The sequence below is a fragment of the Bacillus sp. BACIII genome, assembly GCF_057836745.1.
Genome location: NZ_CM174437.1, coordinates 338,187 through 355,965 on the forward strand (window position 1 = coordinate 338,187; position 17,779 = coordinate 355,965).

A 17,779-nucleotide genomic window follows, 5' to 3' on the forward strand; every position below is an offset into this window, starting at 1 on the left:
TAAAATGGTAAAAGTATATTATAACGGTGATATCAAAGAGAACGTATTGGCAGGTAAAAAAGTAGCGATTATCGGTTACGGTTCACAGGGTCACGCACATGCGCTGAACTTAAAAGAAAGCGGAATTGATGTCATTGTCGGCGTCAGACAAGGCAAATCATTTACACAGGCCCAAGAAGACGGACATCAAGTATTTTCTGTAAGAGAAGCGGCTGCCCAGGCTGACATCATTATGGTTCTTCTTCCGGATGAACAGCAGCAAAAAGTATATGAAGCTGAAATCAAAGATGAATTGACGGCGGGCAAATCATTGGTATTCGCACACGGATTTAACGTCCATTTCCATCAGATCGTGCCTCCAGCTGATGTAGATGTCTTCCTTGTCGCCCCTAAAGGACCGGGACACCTTGTCAGAAGAACATATGAGCAAGGCGCAGGCGTACCGGCATTGTTTGCCATCTATCAGGATGTATCAGGCGAAGCGAAAGACACGGCTCTTGCTTACGCAAAAGGAATCGGCGGGGCGCGTGCCGGGGTTCTTGAAACAACATTTAAGGAAGAAACGGAAACGGATCTGTTCGGTGAGCAGGCTGTTCTCTGCGGAGGTTTAACAGCGCTTGTCAAAGCAGGTTTTGAAACGCTGACAGAAGCCGGATACCAGCCTGAACTCGCATACTTCGAGTGTCTGCACGAACTGAAATTGATCGTAGACTTAATGTATGAAGAAGGCTTGGCGGGCATGAGATACTCTATCTCCGATACGGCTCAATGGGGAGATTTTGTATCAGGACCGCGCGTAGTCGATGCGAAGGTAAAAGAATCTATGAAACAAGTATTAACGGATATTCAAAACGGTACATTCGCAAAAGAATGGATCGTGGAAAACCAAGTGAACCGTCCTCGCTTCAATGCGATCAATGCAAGTGAAAACGAGCATCAGATTGAAAAGGTCGGCAGACAGCTTCGTGAAATGATGCCGTTTGTCAAACAAGGTAAAAAGAAGGAAGCGGTGGTCTCCGTTGCGCAAAATTAACGTTTTCGACACGACCCTTCGTGACGGTGAACAATCTCCCGGGGTCAACCTTAATGCGCGGGAGAAACTGGCGATAGCCAAGCAGCTTGAAAGACTCGGGGTGGACATTATTGAAGCGGGATTTCCCGCTTCATCCCGAGGTGATTTTTTAGCCGTGCAGGAAATCGCAAGAACGATTAAAAATTGTTCGGTAACAGGGCTTGCCCGTTCTGTCAAAGGTGACATCGACGCAGCCTGGGAAGCGCTGAAAGACGGGGCCAGCCCGCGGATTCACATCTTTATCGCCACCTCAGACATTCATCTGAAGCATAAGCTGAAAATGACGCGGGAAGAGGTTAAGGAAAAAGCGGTTGAAATGGTGAAGTATGCAAAAGAACGCTTCCCGATCGTTCAATGGTCAGCAGAAGACGCATGCCGCACCGAACTTCCTTTTTTGGCTGAAATCGTAGAAGAAGTGATTGATGCCGGCGCGAGCGTCATCAACCTGCCGGACACTGTAGGCTACCTGACGCCGGCGGAATACGGAAACATCTTTAAATATATGAAGGAACACGTTCCGAATATCAGCCGGGTAAAGCTCTCAGCTCATTGCCACGATGATCTCGGAATGGCGGTTGCCAACTCACTTTCGGCAATTGAGAACGGCGCTGATCAAATTGAATGCGCCATTAACGGCATAGGAGAAAGAGCTGGTAACGCCGCGCTTGAAGAAATCGCCGTTGCGCTTCATGTCAGAAATGACGCATATCAAGCTGATTCATCTCTCACTCTTCATGAATTGAAGCGGACGAGTGATCTTGTCAGCAAACTGACGGGCATGGCCGTTCCCCGCAATAAAGCGATCGTCGGAGATAACGCTTTCGCCCATGAGTCGGGTATTCACCAAGACGGTTTCCTGAAAGAAAAATCAACATATGAAATTATTTCACCGGAACTTGTCGGTGTGACAGCGGATGCGCTCGTGCTCGGAAAGCATTCCGGACGCCACGCGTTCAAAGATCGCCTGAATACGCTTGGATTCCAGTTTGATAGTGATGAAATCAATAAATATTTTACGATGTTTAAAGAACTGACCGAAAAGAAAAAAGAAATCACCGATGATGACTTGATTTCTCTTATTTTAGAAGAAAAAGTGACGGACAAAAAAATCGGCTATGAATTTTTGTCTCTGCAAGTGCATTACGGGACGTCTCAGGTGCCCACTGCAACAGTCTCTTTGAAAAATCAGGAAAACGAACAGCTGATGCAAGAGGCGGCAACAGGGGCAGGCAGCATAGAAGCCGTTTATAACACGCTCGGTCGCTGTATTAATAAAGATATTGAACTGATGGATTACCGCATTCAATCCAACCGAAAAGGTGAAGACGCGCTGGCTCAAGTTTATGTCAGAGTGACCGTGAACGGAAAAGAATCATCAGGGCGGGGAATCGCGCATGATGTTTTGGAAGCTTCTGCAAAAGCATATTTGAATGCTGTGAACCGGCAATTGGTGCTGGATTGCAATATAGACGGATTAAAGAGACAGACTGCGGTCGGCTCGTAATAGAAAGGAGAACGTTTGATTTGAAAAAACGTATTGCTTTGCTTCCCGGTGACGGAATCGGACCGGAAGTGGCGGAATCAGCGGCAGCTGTATTGAAAAGCGTTGCCGAACAATTCGGACATGAATTTGAATTTGAAAACGGGCTGATCGGGGGAGCGGCTATTGACGCCCATCAAAACCCCCTTCCTGAGGAGACGGTGGCTCTTTGCGAGAGGTCTGACGCCATCCTGCTCGGTGCAGTCGGCGGACCGAAATGGGACCAAAATCCTCCGGAGCTCAGACCGGAAAAAGGCCTGCTAGGCATCAGAAAAAAACTCGGCCTGTTTGCCAATCTGCGTCCGGTGACCGTATTTGAAAGCCTGTCTGAGGCATCTCCCCTGAAAAAAGAATATATCAGCGGCGTTGACTTTGTAATCGTCAGGGAACTGACGGGCGGCCTTTACTTCGGAGAGCCGAGCAGACAGTATGTCAATGAAGCGGGAGAAAAAGAAGCGGTCGATACCCTCTTTTATAAGAAAGAAGAAATCGAACGCGTTGTCAGAGAAGCCTTTAAAATGGCTGCCGGCAGAAAAGGAAAAGTGACGTCAGTTGATAAGGCGAATGTGCTTTCCTCAAGCAGGCTGTGGCGTGAAACGGCAGATGAAATCGCAAAAGAATTTCCTGATGTGACGCTTGAACATATGCTTGTCGATAATGCTGCGATGCAGCTCATCTATGCTCCGAACCAGTTTGACGTCATCGTAACTGAAAACATGTTCGGCGATATTTTAAGTGATGAAGCCTCCATGCTGACAGGTTCGCTCGGCATGCTGCCGTCAGCCAGTCTATCAAGTTCAGGTCTTCACTTGTTTGAACCGGTGCATGGATCTGCGCCTGACATTGCCGGTAAAGGGATGGCCAATCCGTTTGCGGCGATTTTATCAGCGGCGATGCTTTTGAGAACATCTTTCGGGCTTGAAAACGAAGCGCAGGCGGTAGAAAAGGCGGTCGCAAAGGTGCTTGCAGACGGCATCCGTACACGTGATATCGCCCGGGACGGCCAATATGCCGGAACGCATGACATTACTGAAAAAGTAAAAGCCGCAATAGCCGGCGCGAATACAAAATCTATAGTATGACGCTTAAAGAAAGCGGTCTTAGTTCATAGGTAGAGGGAGGAAACAAAGATGATGCCTCGAACAATCATCGAAAAGATTTGGGATCGGCATGTTGTAAAAAGCGGTGAAGGAAAACCCGACCTTCTCTATATTGATTTGCACTTAATTCATGAGGTGACGTCTCCTCAGGCGTTTGAAGGATTAAGGCAGAAGGGAAGAAAAGTCAGACGGCCGCAGAATACATTCGCGACGATGGATCACAATATTCCGACCGTCAACCGTTTTGACATTAAAGATGAAGTCGCAAAGCGCCAAGTAACCGCGCTTGAAAGAAATTGCGAGGAGTTCGGCGTCCGTCTTGCGGATCTTCACAGCGCAGACCAGGGGATCGTTCACGTAGTCGGACCTGAGCTTGGTCTGACACTTCCGGGGAAAACAATCGTTTGCGGAGACAGTCATACATCGACTCACGGCGCATTCGGGGCGCTTGCCTTCGGTATCGGCACAAGTGAGGTGGAGCATGTTCTCTCCACACAGACACTCTGGCAGCAGCGGCCGAAAACGCTTGAAATCCGCGTTGACGGAACGCTCCAAAAAGGAGTGACCGCAAAGGATGTCATCTTGTCGGTCATCGGAAAATACGGGGTGAGATTCGGTACCGGATATGTCATTGAATACACCGGGGAAGTATTCAGAAACATGTCTATGGACGAACGCATGACGGTCTGCAATATGTCAATAGAAGCGGGAGCCCGTGCGGGACTGATCGCTCCTGATGAAACGACGATTGAATACTGTAAAAACCGTAAATACGCGCCAAAAGGCGAGGAATTTGAAAAAGCCGCGGCAGAATGGGAAGCGTTAAAAACCGATCCGGGCGCCGTATACGATCATTCCATCGTGTTAGACGGCAGCGAGATTTCTCCAATGGTAACTTGGGGCATCAACCCAGGCATGGTTCTTCCGGTCGATGCCCAAATACCTGCGCCGGAAACCATTGATTCTGAAGACGGTAAAAAAGAAGCCATCCGTGCCTACGAATACATGGGGATTGAACCGAATCAAAAAGTTGAAGATATTAAAGTCGAGCATGTGTTTATCGGCTCCTGTACAAATTCGCGGATGACCGACCTTCGCCAGGCTGCTGATATGATCAAAGGCCGAAAAGTCGCCGACAGCGTCAGAGCCATTGTGGTGCCGGGCTCTCAAAGCGTGAAACAGCAGGCGGAGGAAGAAGGGCTGCACCATGTGTTTCTTGAAGCGGGCTTTGAATGGAGAGAATCAGGCTGCAGCATGTGCCTCAGTATGAACAATGATGTCGTGCCTGAAGGGGAGCGATGCGCTTCCACTTCCAACCGCAACTTCGAAGGCAGACAGGGAAAAGGCGCGAGAACACACCTTGTCAGTCCTGCAATGGCGGCAATGGCAGCCATTCACGGGCATTTCGTCGATGTAAGAAAGTTTTATCAAGAAAAAACAGTTGTGTAAGGAGTGTGCGAAAAGATGGAACCTTTAAAAACGCATACCGGAAAAGCGGCCGTCTTAAACCGGATCAACGTTGACACCGACCAGATTATTCCGAAACAGTTTCTGAAAAGAATTGAAAGAACCGGATACGGCAGATTCGCGTTTTTTGATTGGAGATACCTTGAGAACGGTGAGCCTGATCCTGAATTTGAATTAAACCGCAAAGTCTATGAAGGCGCGTCCATATTAATTGCCGGAGAGAATTTCGGCTGCGGATCATCCCGTGAGCATGCTCCTTGGGCGCTGGATGATTACGGATTCAAAATCATCATTGCTCCGTCATTTGCCGATATTTTTCATCAAAACTGTTTTAAAAACGGAATGCTTCCTATCCGTATGCCGTATGATCAATGGAAAAAACTTGCCGGTCAATATGAAAATCAGTCTCTTCACATGACGGTTGATTTGGAAAACCAGCTCATCCATGACAGTGAAGGAAGAGAAATTTCATTTGAAGTCGATCCGCACTGGAAGGAAATGCTGATTAACGGCTATGATGAAATTTCATTAACGCTCCTGCTGGAGGACGACATTCAGCAGTTTGAATCGAAAAGAAGTTCTTGGCTTCAAGCCTGAAAAAAGCCGCCCGGGATTTATCCGGCGGCTTTTTTTGCCATGTGCGTCATCCTTTCTTGTGTTTCATGACGCGTGTTGATACACTTGAACAAAATAAGCGCCTGAAAGGAAATAGAGTATGACGCATGACAAGAAAAAAGCTGATATCATTCCTTTCCCCCGTCTGAAAGAACGCTTGGTTGATAAAGGGATGGCCGCCATGAAGGATAAACAGTACCAGGAGGCCCTCGAACTGTTTTCAGAGGCGGTAAGCCACGGTGATACCGAGTCCGACGTCCATTTAGGCATGGCGATTTGTTTTCTGGAGCTCGGGGAATTGGAAGAAGCAAAACAAGTTTGCGAGAAAATGCTGAACGAAGGGTACGGCCATTATTTTACCGTGCTGCAGGTGTACATGACCATTTTGATTCAGCTGAAACAATATGAAGAAGTCAAAAGCACAATTGAAGCTGTGCTGGAAGAAAACCAGCTCCCCGCAGAAAGTGCGGAGCAATTCTATCGGCTGCTCGAATTCAGCCGCAAAATGACCGATCCCGATCAGCAGGACGAGGTGTGGGAGGAGGAATATGAAGACGTTCTTGATGCGGAAAAAGTGCTGAACAGCCCCGCTGAACAAATGAACCTGATCCATTCTCTCAAAGACCGCAATATTGCGAAATACACGGGTCTGTTAAAAACGATTCTGCAAGATCCGGGCGCACATCCGCTGATCAAGACGATGATTTTGACGCTGATGGCAGAGCACGATTACAGCAAGCCGGTCCATATCACAAAATTCGGCGATTCAATGACCGCGATACCGAGTGAAACCGTTCAGCCTGATGCGGCGCCGATTTTGCACCGCGTTCTCCGGGTGCTTGATGAAACGCTTGGCAATGAAAACCCTACATTATACGCCGCCGTCGAGGAACTGTGGAGAAGGCACCTGTACGTCCTGCACCCTTTTATGCCGAAGCTTTTGAACGCTGATTTATGGGCTGCGGCGCTTCATAAGGTCGGTTACGAGATGCACGGCATTGACATTGAGCCGGAGGAACTTCATATGATGTACGAGTTTGACAGCCGCGAACTCGAAGAAGCCTGCACGATGATTAAGGATATTGAAGAAATTTCTTATTTGTAAATCACGCCATATAGTTGAAAGCGATAGGCGTTATGTTATAATATAGTGGTTGTATTTATGTATAGCGGTTTAACTGAAATGAGAATTACGGTTGGACAGGCTGCCAGTTCATTACATAATGATTCTGATTCAAAGCGGTTTTTTCTTTGACAAAGCCGCGGATTGCTTTAGAATGGAAGACCGACACAACCTGAATAGATTTTTGGAGGGAAATACATGTCTGTAAAATGGGAAAAACAAGAAGGCAACGAAGGCGTATTAACGGTTGAAGTTGATGCGGAAACGTTCAAAACAGCTCTTGATGATGCATTTAAAAAAGTAGTAAAACAGGTTTCTATTCCTGGATTCCGCAAAGGGAAAGTTCCGCGCGGTTTATTCGAACAGCGTTTCGGCGTTGAAGCTCTTTACCAGGATGCTTTAGATATTTTACTTCCTGTAGAATACCCTAAAGCGGTTGAAGAAGCCGGCATTGAGCCTGTAGACCGTCCTGAAATCGATGTTGAAAAAATCGAAAAAGGCGAAAGCTTAATTTTCACTGCAAAAGTGACTGTAAAACCGGAAGTGAAACTTGGCGACTACAAAGGCTTAGGAATCGAAAAAGATGACACTGCCGTTACTGACGAAGACGTACAAAACGAACTTAAAGCGCTTCAGGAGCGTCAGGCTGAGCTTGTCGTAAAAGAAGAAGGCGCTGTTGAAAACGGCGATACAGTCGTTCTTGACTTCGAAGGTTTCGTTGACGGAGAAGCATTTGAAGGCGGAAAAGCTGAGAACTACTCACTTGAAGTAGGATCAGGTTCATTCATCCCGGGCTTCGAAGAGCAGCTGACTGGTCTTGAAGCAGGAGCTGAAAAGGATGTTGAAGTAACATTCCCTGAAGAGTACCACGCTGAAGATCTTGCAGGCAAACCAGCTGTCTTCAAAGTGAAAATTCATGAAATCAAAGCGAAAGAGCTTCCTGAGCTTAACGACGAATTCGCAAAAGACGTTGACGAAGAAGTTGAAACGCTTGCTGAATTAACTGAGAAAACAAAAAAACGCCTTGAAGAAGCGAAAGAAAACGAAGCTGACGCTAAATTGCGTGAAGAGCTTGTGCTGAAAGCATCTGAAAATGCTGAAGCTGATGTTCCTCAAGCGATGATCGACACTGAGCTTGACCGCATGCTGAAAGAATTCGAACAGCGTCTGCAAATGCAAGGCATGAACCTTGAGCTTTACACTCAATTCTCAGGTCAAGATGAAAACGCGTTAAAAGAGCAAATGAAAGAGGATGCCGCAAAACGCGTAAAATCAAACCTGACTCTTGAAGCGATCGCTCAAGCTGAAAACCTTGAAGTGACTGACGAAGAAGTTGAAGCTGAGCTCACTAAAATGGCTGAAGCATACAACATGCCGGTTGAAAACATCAAGCAGGCAATCGGTTCAACTGACGCGATGAAAGAAGATTTAAAAGTTCGAAAAGCAATTGATTTTCTTGTAGAAAACCGTTAATATGGTTCATAATAATAGACATAATGAAACAGGGCGCGATTATTTCGTGCCTTGTTTTGTACAATTATGATATAACTCTTTTTCTTGGGGCAAGATAGTCATTGCCGGGCTGTTTTTTGTCATACATATAGAATGTGCAAGCGCGAAACACATTGTTACCGTCTTACTGGAAAGTATGGTAAAATGCAATACATACTCGATCGTAGCAAGAACCGTTTTCTTTTGCCCTTCAGGTAAAAGAAAAAGTGAGACAAGATTAAGGGGTGAAAGAATGTTTAAATTCAACGAGGAAAAAGGACAATTAAAATGCTCGTTCTGCGGAAAAACGCAAGATCAGGTTCGTAAGCTGGTTGCAGGACCGGGTGTATATATATGCGACGAATGCATTGAGCTCTGTACAGAAATCGTAGAGGAAGAGCTTGGTACAGAAGAAGAAGTCGAATTTAAAGACGTTCCGAAGCCGCATGAAATCCGTGAGATTCTGAATGAATATGTCATCGGACAGGATCAGGCGAAGAAATCACTTGCGGTTGCGGTATACAACCATTACAAACGCATCAACTCCAACAGTAAAGTGGATGATGTCGAGCTTTCTAAAAGTAATATTTCATTAATCGGGCCGACTGGAAGCGGGAAAACACTTCTCGCCCAGACGCTTGCGCGTATTCTGAACGTTCCGTTTGCGATCGCGGACGCTACATCTCTGACTGAAGCCGGATATGTCGGTGAGGACGTAGAAAACATCCTCCTCAAGCTGATTCAGGCTGCAGACTATGATGTGGAAAAAGCAGAAAAAGGCATTATTTATATCGATGAAATCGATAAAGTAGCGCGAAAATCTGAAAACCCGTCCATTACACGCGACGTATCAGGCGAAGGCGTTCAGCAGGCGCTGCTGAAAATTCTTGAAGGAACGGTTGCAAGCGTGCCGCCTCAAGGAGGACGCAAACATCCTCATCAGGAATTCATTCAGATCGATACGACGAACATTCTGTTCATTTGCGGCGGTGCATTTGACGGCATTGAACAAATCATCAAACGCCGTCTCGGACAAAAAGTCATCGGTTTCGGCTCAGATAATAAAGCGGCAGACCTGGAAAAAGAAGAACTGCTTTCTAAAGTTCTTCCGGAAGACTTGCTCCGTTTCGGTCTGATTCCTGAATTCATCGGCCGTCTTCCTGTTATTGCAAGCCTTGAGCAGCTTGATGAAACGGCACTGGTTGAAATTCTGACTAAACCTAAAAACGCACTCGTCAAACAATACAAGAAAATGTTAGAACTTGATGATGTCGAGCTTGAATTTGAAGGCGAGGCATTATCTGAAATTGCGAAAAAAGCGATCGAGCGTAAAACAGGCGCACGCGGCCTGCGTTCTATCATTGAAGGTATCATGCTTGACGTTATGTTTGATCTGCCGTCCCGTGATGATATTGAAAAATGTGTCATTACCGGAGCGACAGTCGCAGACGGTGAAGCGCCTCGTCTTGTATTAAAAGACGGCACAGTTGTCGGCCAAGATAAAACATCAGCATAACATGACAAAACCTCCTGACTCGAATTGATCAGGAGGTTTTTTTTCTTGTCCTGACCCTTCTGAAAATGTTTATTCCGGGCTTTGCTGGGAGATACTAGCGGACAGAGGAATGAATTGGATACATAAATCGTTTTCAGGAGGGACCAGCATGAGTTGGACAGGGATCGCATTATTTGTACAGCTGTTTTTCGGGATAGTCATCGGATTATATTTTTGGAATCTGCTCAAAAACCAGCGTACACAAAAAGTGACGATAGATAAAGAATCAAAAAAAGAAATGGAACAGCTTCGCAAAATGCGCGCCATCAGTTTGTCAGAACCTTTATCAGAAAAGGTGCGGCCGAAAAGCTTTCAGGATATTGTCGGCCAGGAGGATGGGATTAAAGCGTTAAAAGCTGCGCTTTGCGGTCCGAATCCGCAGCACGTGATCATTTACGGGCCTCCCGGAGTCGGCAAAACGGCTGCGGCGCGTCTGGTATTGGAAGAAGCGAAAAAGCATAAACAGTCACCATTTCAAAATCAGGCCGTTTTTGTTGAGCTTGATGCGACGACTGCGCGATTTGATGAACGGGGTATTGCCGATCCGCTTATCGGTTCGGTGCATGATCCGATTTATCAGGGAGCGGGAGCGATGGGTCAGGCGGGCATTCCGCAGCCGAAGCAGGGGGCTGTGACTCATGCGCACGGCGGTGTACTATTTATTGATGAAATCGGTGAGCTTCATCCGATTCAGATGAATAAAATGCTGAAGGTGCTTGAAGATCGGAAAGTCTTTTTAGACAGTGCGTATTACAGTGAGGAAAATACGCAAATCCCGAATCATATTCATGATATTTTTCAAAACGGGCTTCCCGCGGATTTCCGCTTGATCGGAGCGACGACGAGAATGCCGACTGAAATTCCGCCCGCCATCCGTTCGCGCTGTCTTGAAGTGTTTTTCCGTGAGCTGGAAAAGGATGAGCTTAAGACCGTAGCGAAAAAAGCGGCCGACAAAATTCAGAAAGAGATTTCTGATGAGGCTCTCGGTGTCCTGACCGCATATACGAGAAACGGCCGTGAAGCCGTCAATATGATCCAGATTGCTGCCGGTATGGCGGTAACCGAAGACAGAAACGAAATTACGACAGAAGATATAGAATGGGTTGTTCATTCAAGTCAGCTCACACCTAAAAATGAGCAGAAAATCGCCGATGAACCGCAAGTCGGCATCGTGAACGGACTTGCCGTATACGGGCCGAACAGCGGCGCATTGCTGGAAATCGAAGTGAATGTCACGCCTGCACAGGACAAAGGAAGCCTGAATATTACGGGGATTGCAGAGGAAGAGAGCATCGGCAGCCAATCGAAGTCGATCCGCCGCAAAAGCATGGCGAAGGGATCGGTGGAAAACGTTCTGACGGTTCTCCGCACAATGGGCATCAAACCTTCGGACTATGACATTCATGTCAATTTTCCGGGCGGAGGCCCGATTGACGGACCGTCAGCGGGCATCGCAATGGCCGCGGGGATTTTTTCCGCGATTCACCGCATCCCTATCGACCATACGGTGGCGATGACGGGAGAGATCAGCCTGACGGGCCTTGTCAAACCGATCGGCGGCGTCATTCCGAAAATTAAAGCCGCAAAACAGGCTGGAGCTAAAACCGTCATTATCCCTTACGAAAATCAGCAGTCCATTCTGAAACGAATAGACGGAATCACCATTAAAGCGGTAAAAACGTTCCAGGAAGTACTTGACGTCATATTGGTTGATCCACCTTCAGAACAAAAACCGTTTGATATCCAAATGAATAAAGAATCCGTATAAACCCCATTTTTATAATGGGGTTTTTTTATGGAGGACATCTTTTCCTTTTTCAGAACAGAAAGAAAGGGTATACTACGAAGAGACTGTTTTATATACTGGGCAGGCGGTAAGCCGATTAAAGCCCGATCCCGGAATTGTACAACGATGAAAAAGTTGTATTATAATGGTTCATACTAAAGTCACGGAGGTGTCAGTCATATGGCAGAAGATACAAAACGCAGCATCCCGCTCCTCCCTTTAAGAGGTTTATTGGTATACCCGACGATGGTTTTACATTTAGATGTAGGCCGGGACAAGTCGGTTCAGGCTCTTGAACAGGCAATGATGCATGATCATATGATTTTTTTAGCCACTCAGCAGGATATTTCGATAGACGAACCGGGTGAAGACGACATTTTCACCGTCGGCACTTATACAAAAATCAAACAGATGCTGAAGCTGCCCAACGGTACGATCAGAGTGCTTGTAGAAGGTATTCAGCGGGCGCAGATCCTTGAATACACCGAACTAGAAAATTATACTTCGGTCGATATACAGCTGATGCATGAGGACGATTCGAAAGACGTAGAAGATGAGGCGCTTATGCGGACGCTGCTGGACCATTTTGACCAGTACATAAAAATTTCAAAAAAAATCTCCGCAGAAACGTATGCGGCTGTGACTGATATTGAAGAGCCCGGCAGAATGGCGGACATCGTCGCTTCTCATCTCCCGCTGAAATTAAAGGACAAGCAGGACATTTTAGAGACGGCGGATATTAAAGAACGTCTGAATAAGGTCATCCGTTCGATTAATAATGAAAAAGAAGTGCTGGAGATTGAGAAAAAAATCGGCCAGCGCGTCAAACGTTCGATGGAGCGCACCCAAAAAGAATACTACTTGCGTGAACAGATGAAAGCCATCCAAAAGGAACTTGGCGACAAAGAAGGCAAAACCGGCGAAGTTCAGTCGCTCACGGAAAAGATAGAAGAAGCGGGCATGCCTGAACGTGTCAAAGAAACGGCGCTTAAGGAATTGAGCCGTTACGAAAAAGTGCCGTCAAGCTCAGCGGAAAGCTCTGTTATCCGCAACTATATTGACTGGCTCATCGCCCTGCCGTGGTCGGACGAAACAGAAGATAAACTGGATATTAAAAAAGCCGGGGAAATCTTAGACAAAGAGCATCACGGTTTAGAGAAAGTGAAAGAACGGATTCTGGAGTATCTGGCTGTGAAACAGCTGACGAAAACGCTGAAAGGGCCGATTCTTTGTCTGGCCGGACCGCCGGGAGTCGGAAAAACATCTCTTGCAAAATCAATCAGTACGAGCATGGGACGCCGTTTTGTGAGAATTTCACTGGGCGGAGTGCGCGATGAATCTGAAATCCGCGGCCACCGGCGTACATACGTCGGAGCGATGCCGGGCCGGATTATCCAAGGAATGAAAAAAGCCGGCAAACAAAATCCGGTCTTTCTCCTCGATGAGATTGATAAAATGTCATCTGACTTCAGAGGCGATCCGTCTTCGGCGATGCTTGAGGTGCTGGATCCGGAACAAAACAGCACATTCAGCGACCACTATATTGAAGAGACGTTCGATTTATCGAAAGTGCTTTTTATCGCGACTGCGAATAACCTTGGTTCCATACCGGGCCCTCTCAGAGACAGAATGGAGATTATCAGCCTGTCAGGCTATACTGAGAATGAAAAGCTGGAGATCGTAAAGGACCACCTGCTTCCGAAACAGATTAAAGAGCACGGGCTCACAAAGAGCAGCCTGCAGATTCGGGATCAGGCCATTACCGATATCATCCGCTACTATACGAGGGAAGCCGGCGTGAGAACGCTTGAACGCCAGATTGCCGCTATTTGCCGAAAGGCTGCAAAGGCCATTGTTTCTGAAGAGAGAAAACGCATTACCGTTACAGACAAAAATCTGGCCGACTATCTCGGAAAACGGATGTTCAGATACGGACAGGCGGAAACCGAGGATCAAGTCGGAGTTGTCACGGGTCTCGCGTATACGACGGTCGGCGGAGATACGCTTTCAATCGAGGTGTCACTGTCACCGGGAAAAGGGAAGCTGATTCTGACCGGGAAGCTCGGAGATGTCATGCGGGAATCCGCGCAGGCCGCTTTCAGTTATGTCCGCTCGAAAACGGAGCAGCTCGGAATCGACCCGACATTCCATGAGAAGTATGACATTCATATCCATGTCCCTGAAGGAGCGGTGCCGAAAGACGGCCCTTCTGCGGGAATTACGATGGCTACTGCGCTCGTATCGGCATTAACAGACCGTGCGGTAAAACGCGAAGTCGGTATGACCGGGGAAATCACGCTGCGGGGCCGCGTGCTTCCGATCGGCGGACTGAAAGAAAAGGCGCTCGGCGCGCACAGAGCGGGCCTGACCACGATTATTGCGCCTAAAGATAACGAAAAAGATATAGAGGATATTCCTGAAAGCGTCAGAGAAGGGCTGAAATTTATATTTGTGTCTCATCTCGATGACGTTTTGGAACATGCCTTAGTAGGAGAGAAGAAATGAAAGTCACAAAGTCAGAAATCGTGATCAGTGCGGTCAAACCTGAGCAGTACCCAGATGGGGGGCTTCCGGAAATCGCGCTGGCGGGAAGATCAAATGTAGGAAAATCATCTTTTATCAATTCATTAATCAATCGGAAAAACCTGGCCAGAACGTCATCAAAACCGGGGAAAACACAGACCTTAAACTTTTACATCATCAATGATGAATTGCATTTTGTCGACGTTCCCGGGTACGGGTTTGCGAAAGTTTCTAAAAGCGAGCGGGAAGCATGGGGGAGAATGATTGAAACCTATATGACGACCCGTGAAGAGCTGAAAGCCTGCGTGCAGATTGTCGACCTCAGGCACGCGCCGTCTGCTGAAGACGTGAACATGTATGAATTCCTGAAGTATTACGGCATTCCCGTCATCGTCATTGCGACAAAAGCGGATAAAATTCCAAAAGGAAAATGGGACAAGCACTTAAAGGTTGTCAAGCAGACGCTTGATATGGATCCTGAGGATGAGCTGATTTTATTTTCCTCTGAAACAAAAAAAGGAAAAGATGAGGCATGGGGAGCCATTAAAAAAATGATCAGCCGGTAATGAAAAACCCAAAACGCATTGCGTTTTGGGTTTTATCGTATAGTTTTGTTCCGCTTGATAAACAATAATAAAAGGCTGATTCCGATGAAAACATACGGCCAGTATGTTTTGAAATGTTCGGTCGGAATGTGGACGGACTCCAGCCACGCCGTAATTTGTTTAAAGAAGTATAAAAAGAGGGAAAAACCAATCATGACAGCCGCTTCGTATACATATTCTTTTCTGGCAGCCGCAAATAAGGAGAACCCGAATACAAAGAGCAGCATTTCAAAATCTCCCGGCCACCATGAGAGCTCAGGTTTGGCGAAAAAATGCAAACCTATACCGAACAGAAGCATGCCGATTAGGACGTGAGATCCCGCAGTTTCCTTTTTGCCCTGATACAAGAGTACGCCGCCCAAAAGCATAAGGAGCACCGGCCATTCTCCCTGATTTGCAAACAGGTGAACCTGTCCGCTCTGAAGCCAAGCGAATAAGGAAGCGGCAAGCAGAAGTCCTGGTAATAAAATTGATGTTTTTTTCATCCTGTCACCTACCCGCAGTAAAGGATTTTTAGTATGATGATTACAGAGGAAACGAAGCTTTTTATACTATAGCATAACATGTTTGAAATCTGTTCACATTTTCACGAAGAAACTATGTTATAATTATTATAAATAATAAATTCTATGTTAGAATGATTATAAATAATTTGTGATATACGGGGGTGCATGAAAGGCTATGCATATTCTTGTTGTGGGAGTAGATTATAAATCCGCCCCTATTGAAATACGCGAAAAAATAAGTTTTCAGCCGGATGAGCTTGCAGAAGCGATGCTCCGTTTAAAAGAAGAAAAAAGCGTTCTTGAAAACATTATCGTGTCAACCTGCAACCGCACTGAAATATATGCGGTGGTCGACCAGCTTCATACCGGCCGTTATTATATAAAGACATTTTTATCCGAATGGTTTTCTCTGCCGAAAGAAGAGCTGTCTCCGTTTCTGAAATTTTATGAGAGCGACGCGGCGATTGAGCATTTATTCCGAGTGGCCTGCGGTTTGGATTCCATGGTCATCGGAGAAACGCAAATCCTCGGCCAGGTCCGCTCGAGCTTTAAAACGGCGCAGACAGAAAAGACAATCGGCACCATTTTCAATGAGCTGTTTAAACAGGCGGTGACCGTCGGTAAACGCACGCATGCTGAAACCGATATCGGCGCCAATGCCGTATCCGTCAGTTACGCGGCCGTTGAACTCGCGAAAAAAATCTTCGGCTCTCTGTCAAATAAGCACATTTTGATTCTCGGTGCGGGAAAAATGGGCGAGCTTGCCGCAGAAAACCTGCACGGCCAGGGCATAGGAAAAGTAACGGTTATCAACAGAACGTTTTTAAAGGCAAAAGAACTTGCTGACCGTTTTTCCGGAGAAGCGCGCAGCTTAAACCAGCTTGAACATGCACTTGCTGAAGCTGATATTTTAATCAGCTCGACAGGCGCAAGTGATTTTGTCGTGTCTAAAGATATGATGGAGAGAGCGGGCAGACAGCGGAAGGGCCGCCCGTTATTTATGGTGGATATCGCTGTTCCGAGAGACCTTGACCCTGCGCTGAACGATCTTGAAGGTGTTTTTCTGTACGATATCGACGATCTTGAAGGAATCGTTGAAGCCAACTTACAAGAACGCCGTGAAACCGCTGAAAAAGTCGAGCTGTTCATTGAAGCGGCAATTGTTGAGTTTAAGCAGTGGCTTAATACGCTCGGCGTTGTGCCGGTCATTTCGGCGCTTCGTGAAAAGGCGCTGTCTATCCAGTCCGATACGATGCAGAGCATTGAGCGCAAGCTGCCTCATCTGACGGTAAGAGAGAAAAAGCTTCTCAGCAAACATACGAAGAGCATCATTAACCAAATGCTGCGCGATCCGATTCTGAAAGCGAAAGAGCTTGCGGCTGAAGCGGATTCTGAGGAAAAGCTGAAGCTGTTTATGCAGATTTTCGATATTGAGGATGAAGCAGGCCGTCAGCTGGACAAAAGCCTGGATAACCGCCAGACGGTTCATTCGCTACAAAAGGCAGAAACAAAAACGGGCTTGCGTCCGCTTGTAAGTGAGTGAGTGCTGTATGATTGATACAGCAATGGCAAGGCTTAATGAAGCGACAATTGTGATTTACGCAATAAGTGTCCTTTTTTACTTTATAGATTTTCTTCAACACAACCGGAAGGCTGGGAAAATGGCCTTCTGGTTGCTTTCTATTGTCTGGACTCTGCAAACCGTCTATCTTTCTTATTTTATGTGGCAGACGGGCAGATTTCCGGTCTTAAATATTACAGAGGCCCTTTACTTTTATGCGTGGGTGCTTGTCACGCTCTCACTTGTTGTCACGCAGATCCTGCGGGTTGATTTTATCGTGTTTTTCACGAATGTCATCGGTTTCTCGATGATTGCGATCCATACATTTTCACCGACGGATCAGCATTCGGCCGCCTTTTCCGGCCAGCTGGTCTCAGAGCTTTTGGTCATTCATATTACAATGGCGATTCTCTCATACGGCGCATTTTCCCTTTCTTTTGTCTTTTCGCTTCTTTATCAGTTTCAATATTCTTTATTAAAGAAGAAAAAATGGGGAAAATGGCTGTTGAGAATTGAAGATTTGTCAAAACTTGATTATATGGCTTACGTTTTAAATGTTATCGGGGTCCCGATGCTGCTGTTAAGCCTGATATTAGGCGTGATCTGGGCGTATGTGTCTCTGGAAACGCTGTACTGGTTTGATTCAAAAGTGCTCGGCTCGTTTATTGTGCTGCTTTTATACAGCTACTATTTATATATCAGAATGATTAAGGAACTGCAGGGAAAAGTGGCGGCGTTATGGAATTCAGCATGTTTTCTCGTGCTGATGATTAATTACTTCCTGCTCGGAAGCCTGTCGCAATTCCATTGGTTCAGTTAACGTCACGCGCCCAAA

Annotated in this window: 14 protein-coding genes; 13 read left to right on the forward strand and 1 reads right to left on the reverse strand. The window is 46.5% G+C overall.

Going from position 1 to position 17,779, the window contains the following annotated elements; genetic code table 11:
• Positions 1–4: 4 nt before the first annotated feature.
• The 11 genes from ilvC (at position 5) to yihA (ending at position 14,838) form a co-directional block, all read left to right on the forward strand.
• Positions 5–1,033 carry a ketol-acid reductoisomerase gene (gene ilvC / locus ACXN9U_RS01830; RefSeq protein ID WP_007408142.1) on the forward strand — a complete coding sequence of 343 codons (1,029 nt, stop codon included), beginning with the start codon at positions 5–7 and terminating at the stop codon, positions 1,031–1,033.
• Positions 1,020–2,576: a 2-isopropylmalate synthase gene (locus tag ACXN9U_RS01835; RefSeq protein ID WP_060964624.1), complete on the forward strand. Its 1,557-nt coding sequence runs from the start codon at positions 1,020–1,022 to the stop codon at positions 2,574–2,576. Before ilvC ends, ACXN9U_RS01835 begins: the two co-directional genes overlap by 14 nt.
• A gap of 20 nt (positions 2,577–2,596) precedes the next feature.
• The gene (gene leuB / locus ACXN9U_RS01840; RefSeq protein WP_060964625.1) at positions 2,597–3,694 is read left to right on the forward strand and encodes a 3-isopropylmalate dehydrogenase; all 1,098 of its coding nucleotides are present in this window, start codon (positions 2,597–2,599) and stop codon (positions 3,692–3,694) included.
• A gap of 48 nt (positions 3,695–3,742) precedes the next feature.
• Positions 3,743–5,161, forward strand: a complete 1,419-nt coding sequence (gene leuC / locus ACXN9U_RS01845) for a 3-isopropylmalate dehydratase large subunit (protein WP_060964626.1) — start codon at positions 3,743–3,745, stop codon at positions 5,159–5,161.
• 15 nt (positions 5,162–5,176) lie between these two features.
• A complete protein-coding gene (gene leuD / locus ACXN9U_RS01850) occupies positions 5,177–5,776 on the forward strand; it encodes a 3-isopropylmalate dehydratase small subunit (protein WP_060964627.1) in 600 nt (199 codons plus the stop codon).
• A gap of 118 nt (positions 5,777–5,894) precedes the next feature.
• Positions 5,895–6,899 (forward strand): DNA damage checkpoint antagonist DdcA, encoded by a 1,005-nt coding sequence (ddcA, locus tag ACXN9U_RS01855; protein WP_060964628.1) that lies wholly within the window; start codon positions 5,895–5,897, stop codon positions 6,897–6,899.
• A 216-nt stretch (positions 6,900–7,115) separates the two neighbouring features.
• Positions 7,116–8,390: a trigger factor gene (gene tig, locus ACXN9U_RS01860; RefSeq protein WP_047475527.1), complete on the forward strand. Its 1,275-nt coding sequence runs from the start codon at positions 7,116–7,118 to the stop codon at positions 8,388–8,390.
• Positions 8,391–8,661: 271 nt separating this feature from the next.
• Positions 8,662–9,924 carry an ATP-dependent protease ATP-binding subunit ClpX gene (gene clpX, locus ACXN9U_RS01865; RefSeq protein WP_060964629.1) on the forward strand — a complete coding sequence of 421 codons (1,263 nt, stop codon included), beginning with the start codon at positions 8,662–8,664 and terminating at the stop codon, positions 9,922–9,924.
• A 148-nt stretch (positions 9,925–10,072) separates the two neighbouring features.
• The gene (gene lonB / locus ACXN9U_RS01870) at positions 10,073–11,731 is read left to right on the forward strand and encodes an ATP-dependent protease LonB (protein ID WP_060964630.1); all 1,659 of its coding nucleotides are present in this window, start codon (positions 10,073–10,075) and stop codon (positions 11,729–11,731) included.
• Positions 11,732–11,929: 198 nt separating this feature from the next.
• Positions 11,930–14,254, forward strand: a complete 2,325-nt coding sequence (gene lon, locus ACXN9U_RS01875) for an endopeptidase La (protein WP_489202117.1) — start codon at positions 11,930–11,932, stop codon at positions 14,252–14,254.
• Entirely contained in the window at positions 14,251–14,838 is a 588-nt protein-coding gene (yihA, locus tag ACXN9U_RS01880; protein ID WP_003152626.1) for a ribosome biogenesis GTP-binding protein YihA/YsxC, read from the forward strand. Before lon ends, yihA begins: the two co-directional genes overlap by 4 nt.
• Before the next feature lie 32 nt (positions 14,839–14,870).
• Here yihA and ACXN9U_RS01885 read toward each other — a convergent pair whose 3' ends face one another.
• Positions 14,871–15,362: a hypothetical protein gene (locus ACXN9U_RS01885; RefSeq protein WP_060964632.1), complete on the reverse strand. Its 492-nt coding sequence runs from the start codon at positions 15,360–15,362 to the stop codon at positions 14,871–14,873.
• Positions 15,363–15,558: 196 nt separating this feature from the next.
• Here ACXN9U_RS01885 and hemA point away from each other — a divergent pair, with 196 nt between their 5' ends.
• Positions 15,559–16,926, forward strand: coding sequence for a glutamyl-tRNA reductase (hemA, locus tag ACXN9U_RS01890; RefSeq protein WP_060964633.1), 1,368 nt, complete (start codon positions 15,559–15,561; stop codon positions 16,924–16,926).
• 7 nt (positions 16,927–16,933) lie between these two features.
• Positions 16,934–17,764: a cytochrome c biogenesis protein gene (locus ACXN9U_RS01895; protein ID WP_060964634.1), complete on the forward strand. Its 831-nt coding sequence runs from the start codon at positions 16,934–16,936 to the stop codon at positions 17,762–17,764.
• The last annotated feature ends 15 nt before the right edge of the window (positions 17,765–17,779 follow it).

What these genes read in the sequence shown, in the direction of transcription:
- clpX (WP_060964629.1), top strand. Translation starts at nt 8,662, where the DNA reads ATGTTTAAATTCAACGAGGAAAAAGGACAATTAAAATGCTCGTTCTGC.
- ilvC (WP_007408142.1), top strand. Translation starts at nt 5, where the DNA reads ATGGTAAAAGTATATTATAACGGTGATATCAAAGAGAACGTATTGGCA.
- leuD (WP_060964627.1), top strand. Translation starts at nt 5,177, where the DNA reads ATGGAACCTTTAAAAACGCATACCGGAAAAGCGGCCGTCTTAAACCGG.
- yihA (WP_003152626.1), top strand. Translation starts at nt 14,251, where the DNA reads ATGAAAGTCACAAAGTCAGAAATCGTGATCAGTGCGGTCAAACCTGAG.
- hemA (WP_060964633.1), top strand. Translation starts at nt 15,559, where the DNA reads ATGCATATTCTTGTTGTGGGAGTAGATTATAAATCCGCCCCTATTGAA.
- tig (WP_047475527.1), top strand. Translation starts at nt 7,116, where the DNA reads ATGTCTGTAAAATGGGAAAAACAAGAAGGCAACGAAGGCGTATTAACG.
- leuC (WP_060964626.1), top strand. Translation starts at nt 3,743, where the DNA reads ATGATGCCTCGAACAATCATCGAAAAGATTTGGGATCGGCATGTTGTA.
- ACXN9U_RS01885 (WP_060964632.1), bottom strand. Translation starts at nt 15,362, where the DNA reads ATGAAAAAAACATCAATTTTATTACCAGGACTTCTGCTTGCCGCTTCC.
- ACXN9U_RS01895 (WP_060964634.1), top strand. Translation starts at nt 16,934, where the DNA reads ATGATTGATACAGCAATGGCAAGGCTTAATGAAGCGACAATTGTGATT.
- lon (WP_489202117.1), top strand. Translation starts at nt 11,930, where the DNA reads ATGGCAGAAGATACAAAACGCAGCATCCCGCTCCTCCCTTTAAGAGGT.
- lonB (WP_060964630.1), top strand. Translation starts at nt 10,073, where the DNA reads ATGAGTTGGACAGGGATCGCATTATTTGTACAGCTGTTTTTCGGGATA.
- ddcA (WP_060964628.1), top strand. Translation starts at nt 5,895, where the DNA reads ATGACGCATGACAAGAAAAAAGCTGATATCATTCCTTTCCCCCGTCTG.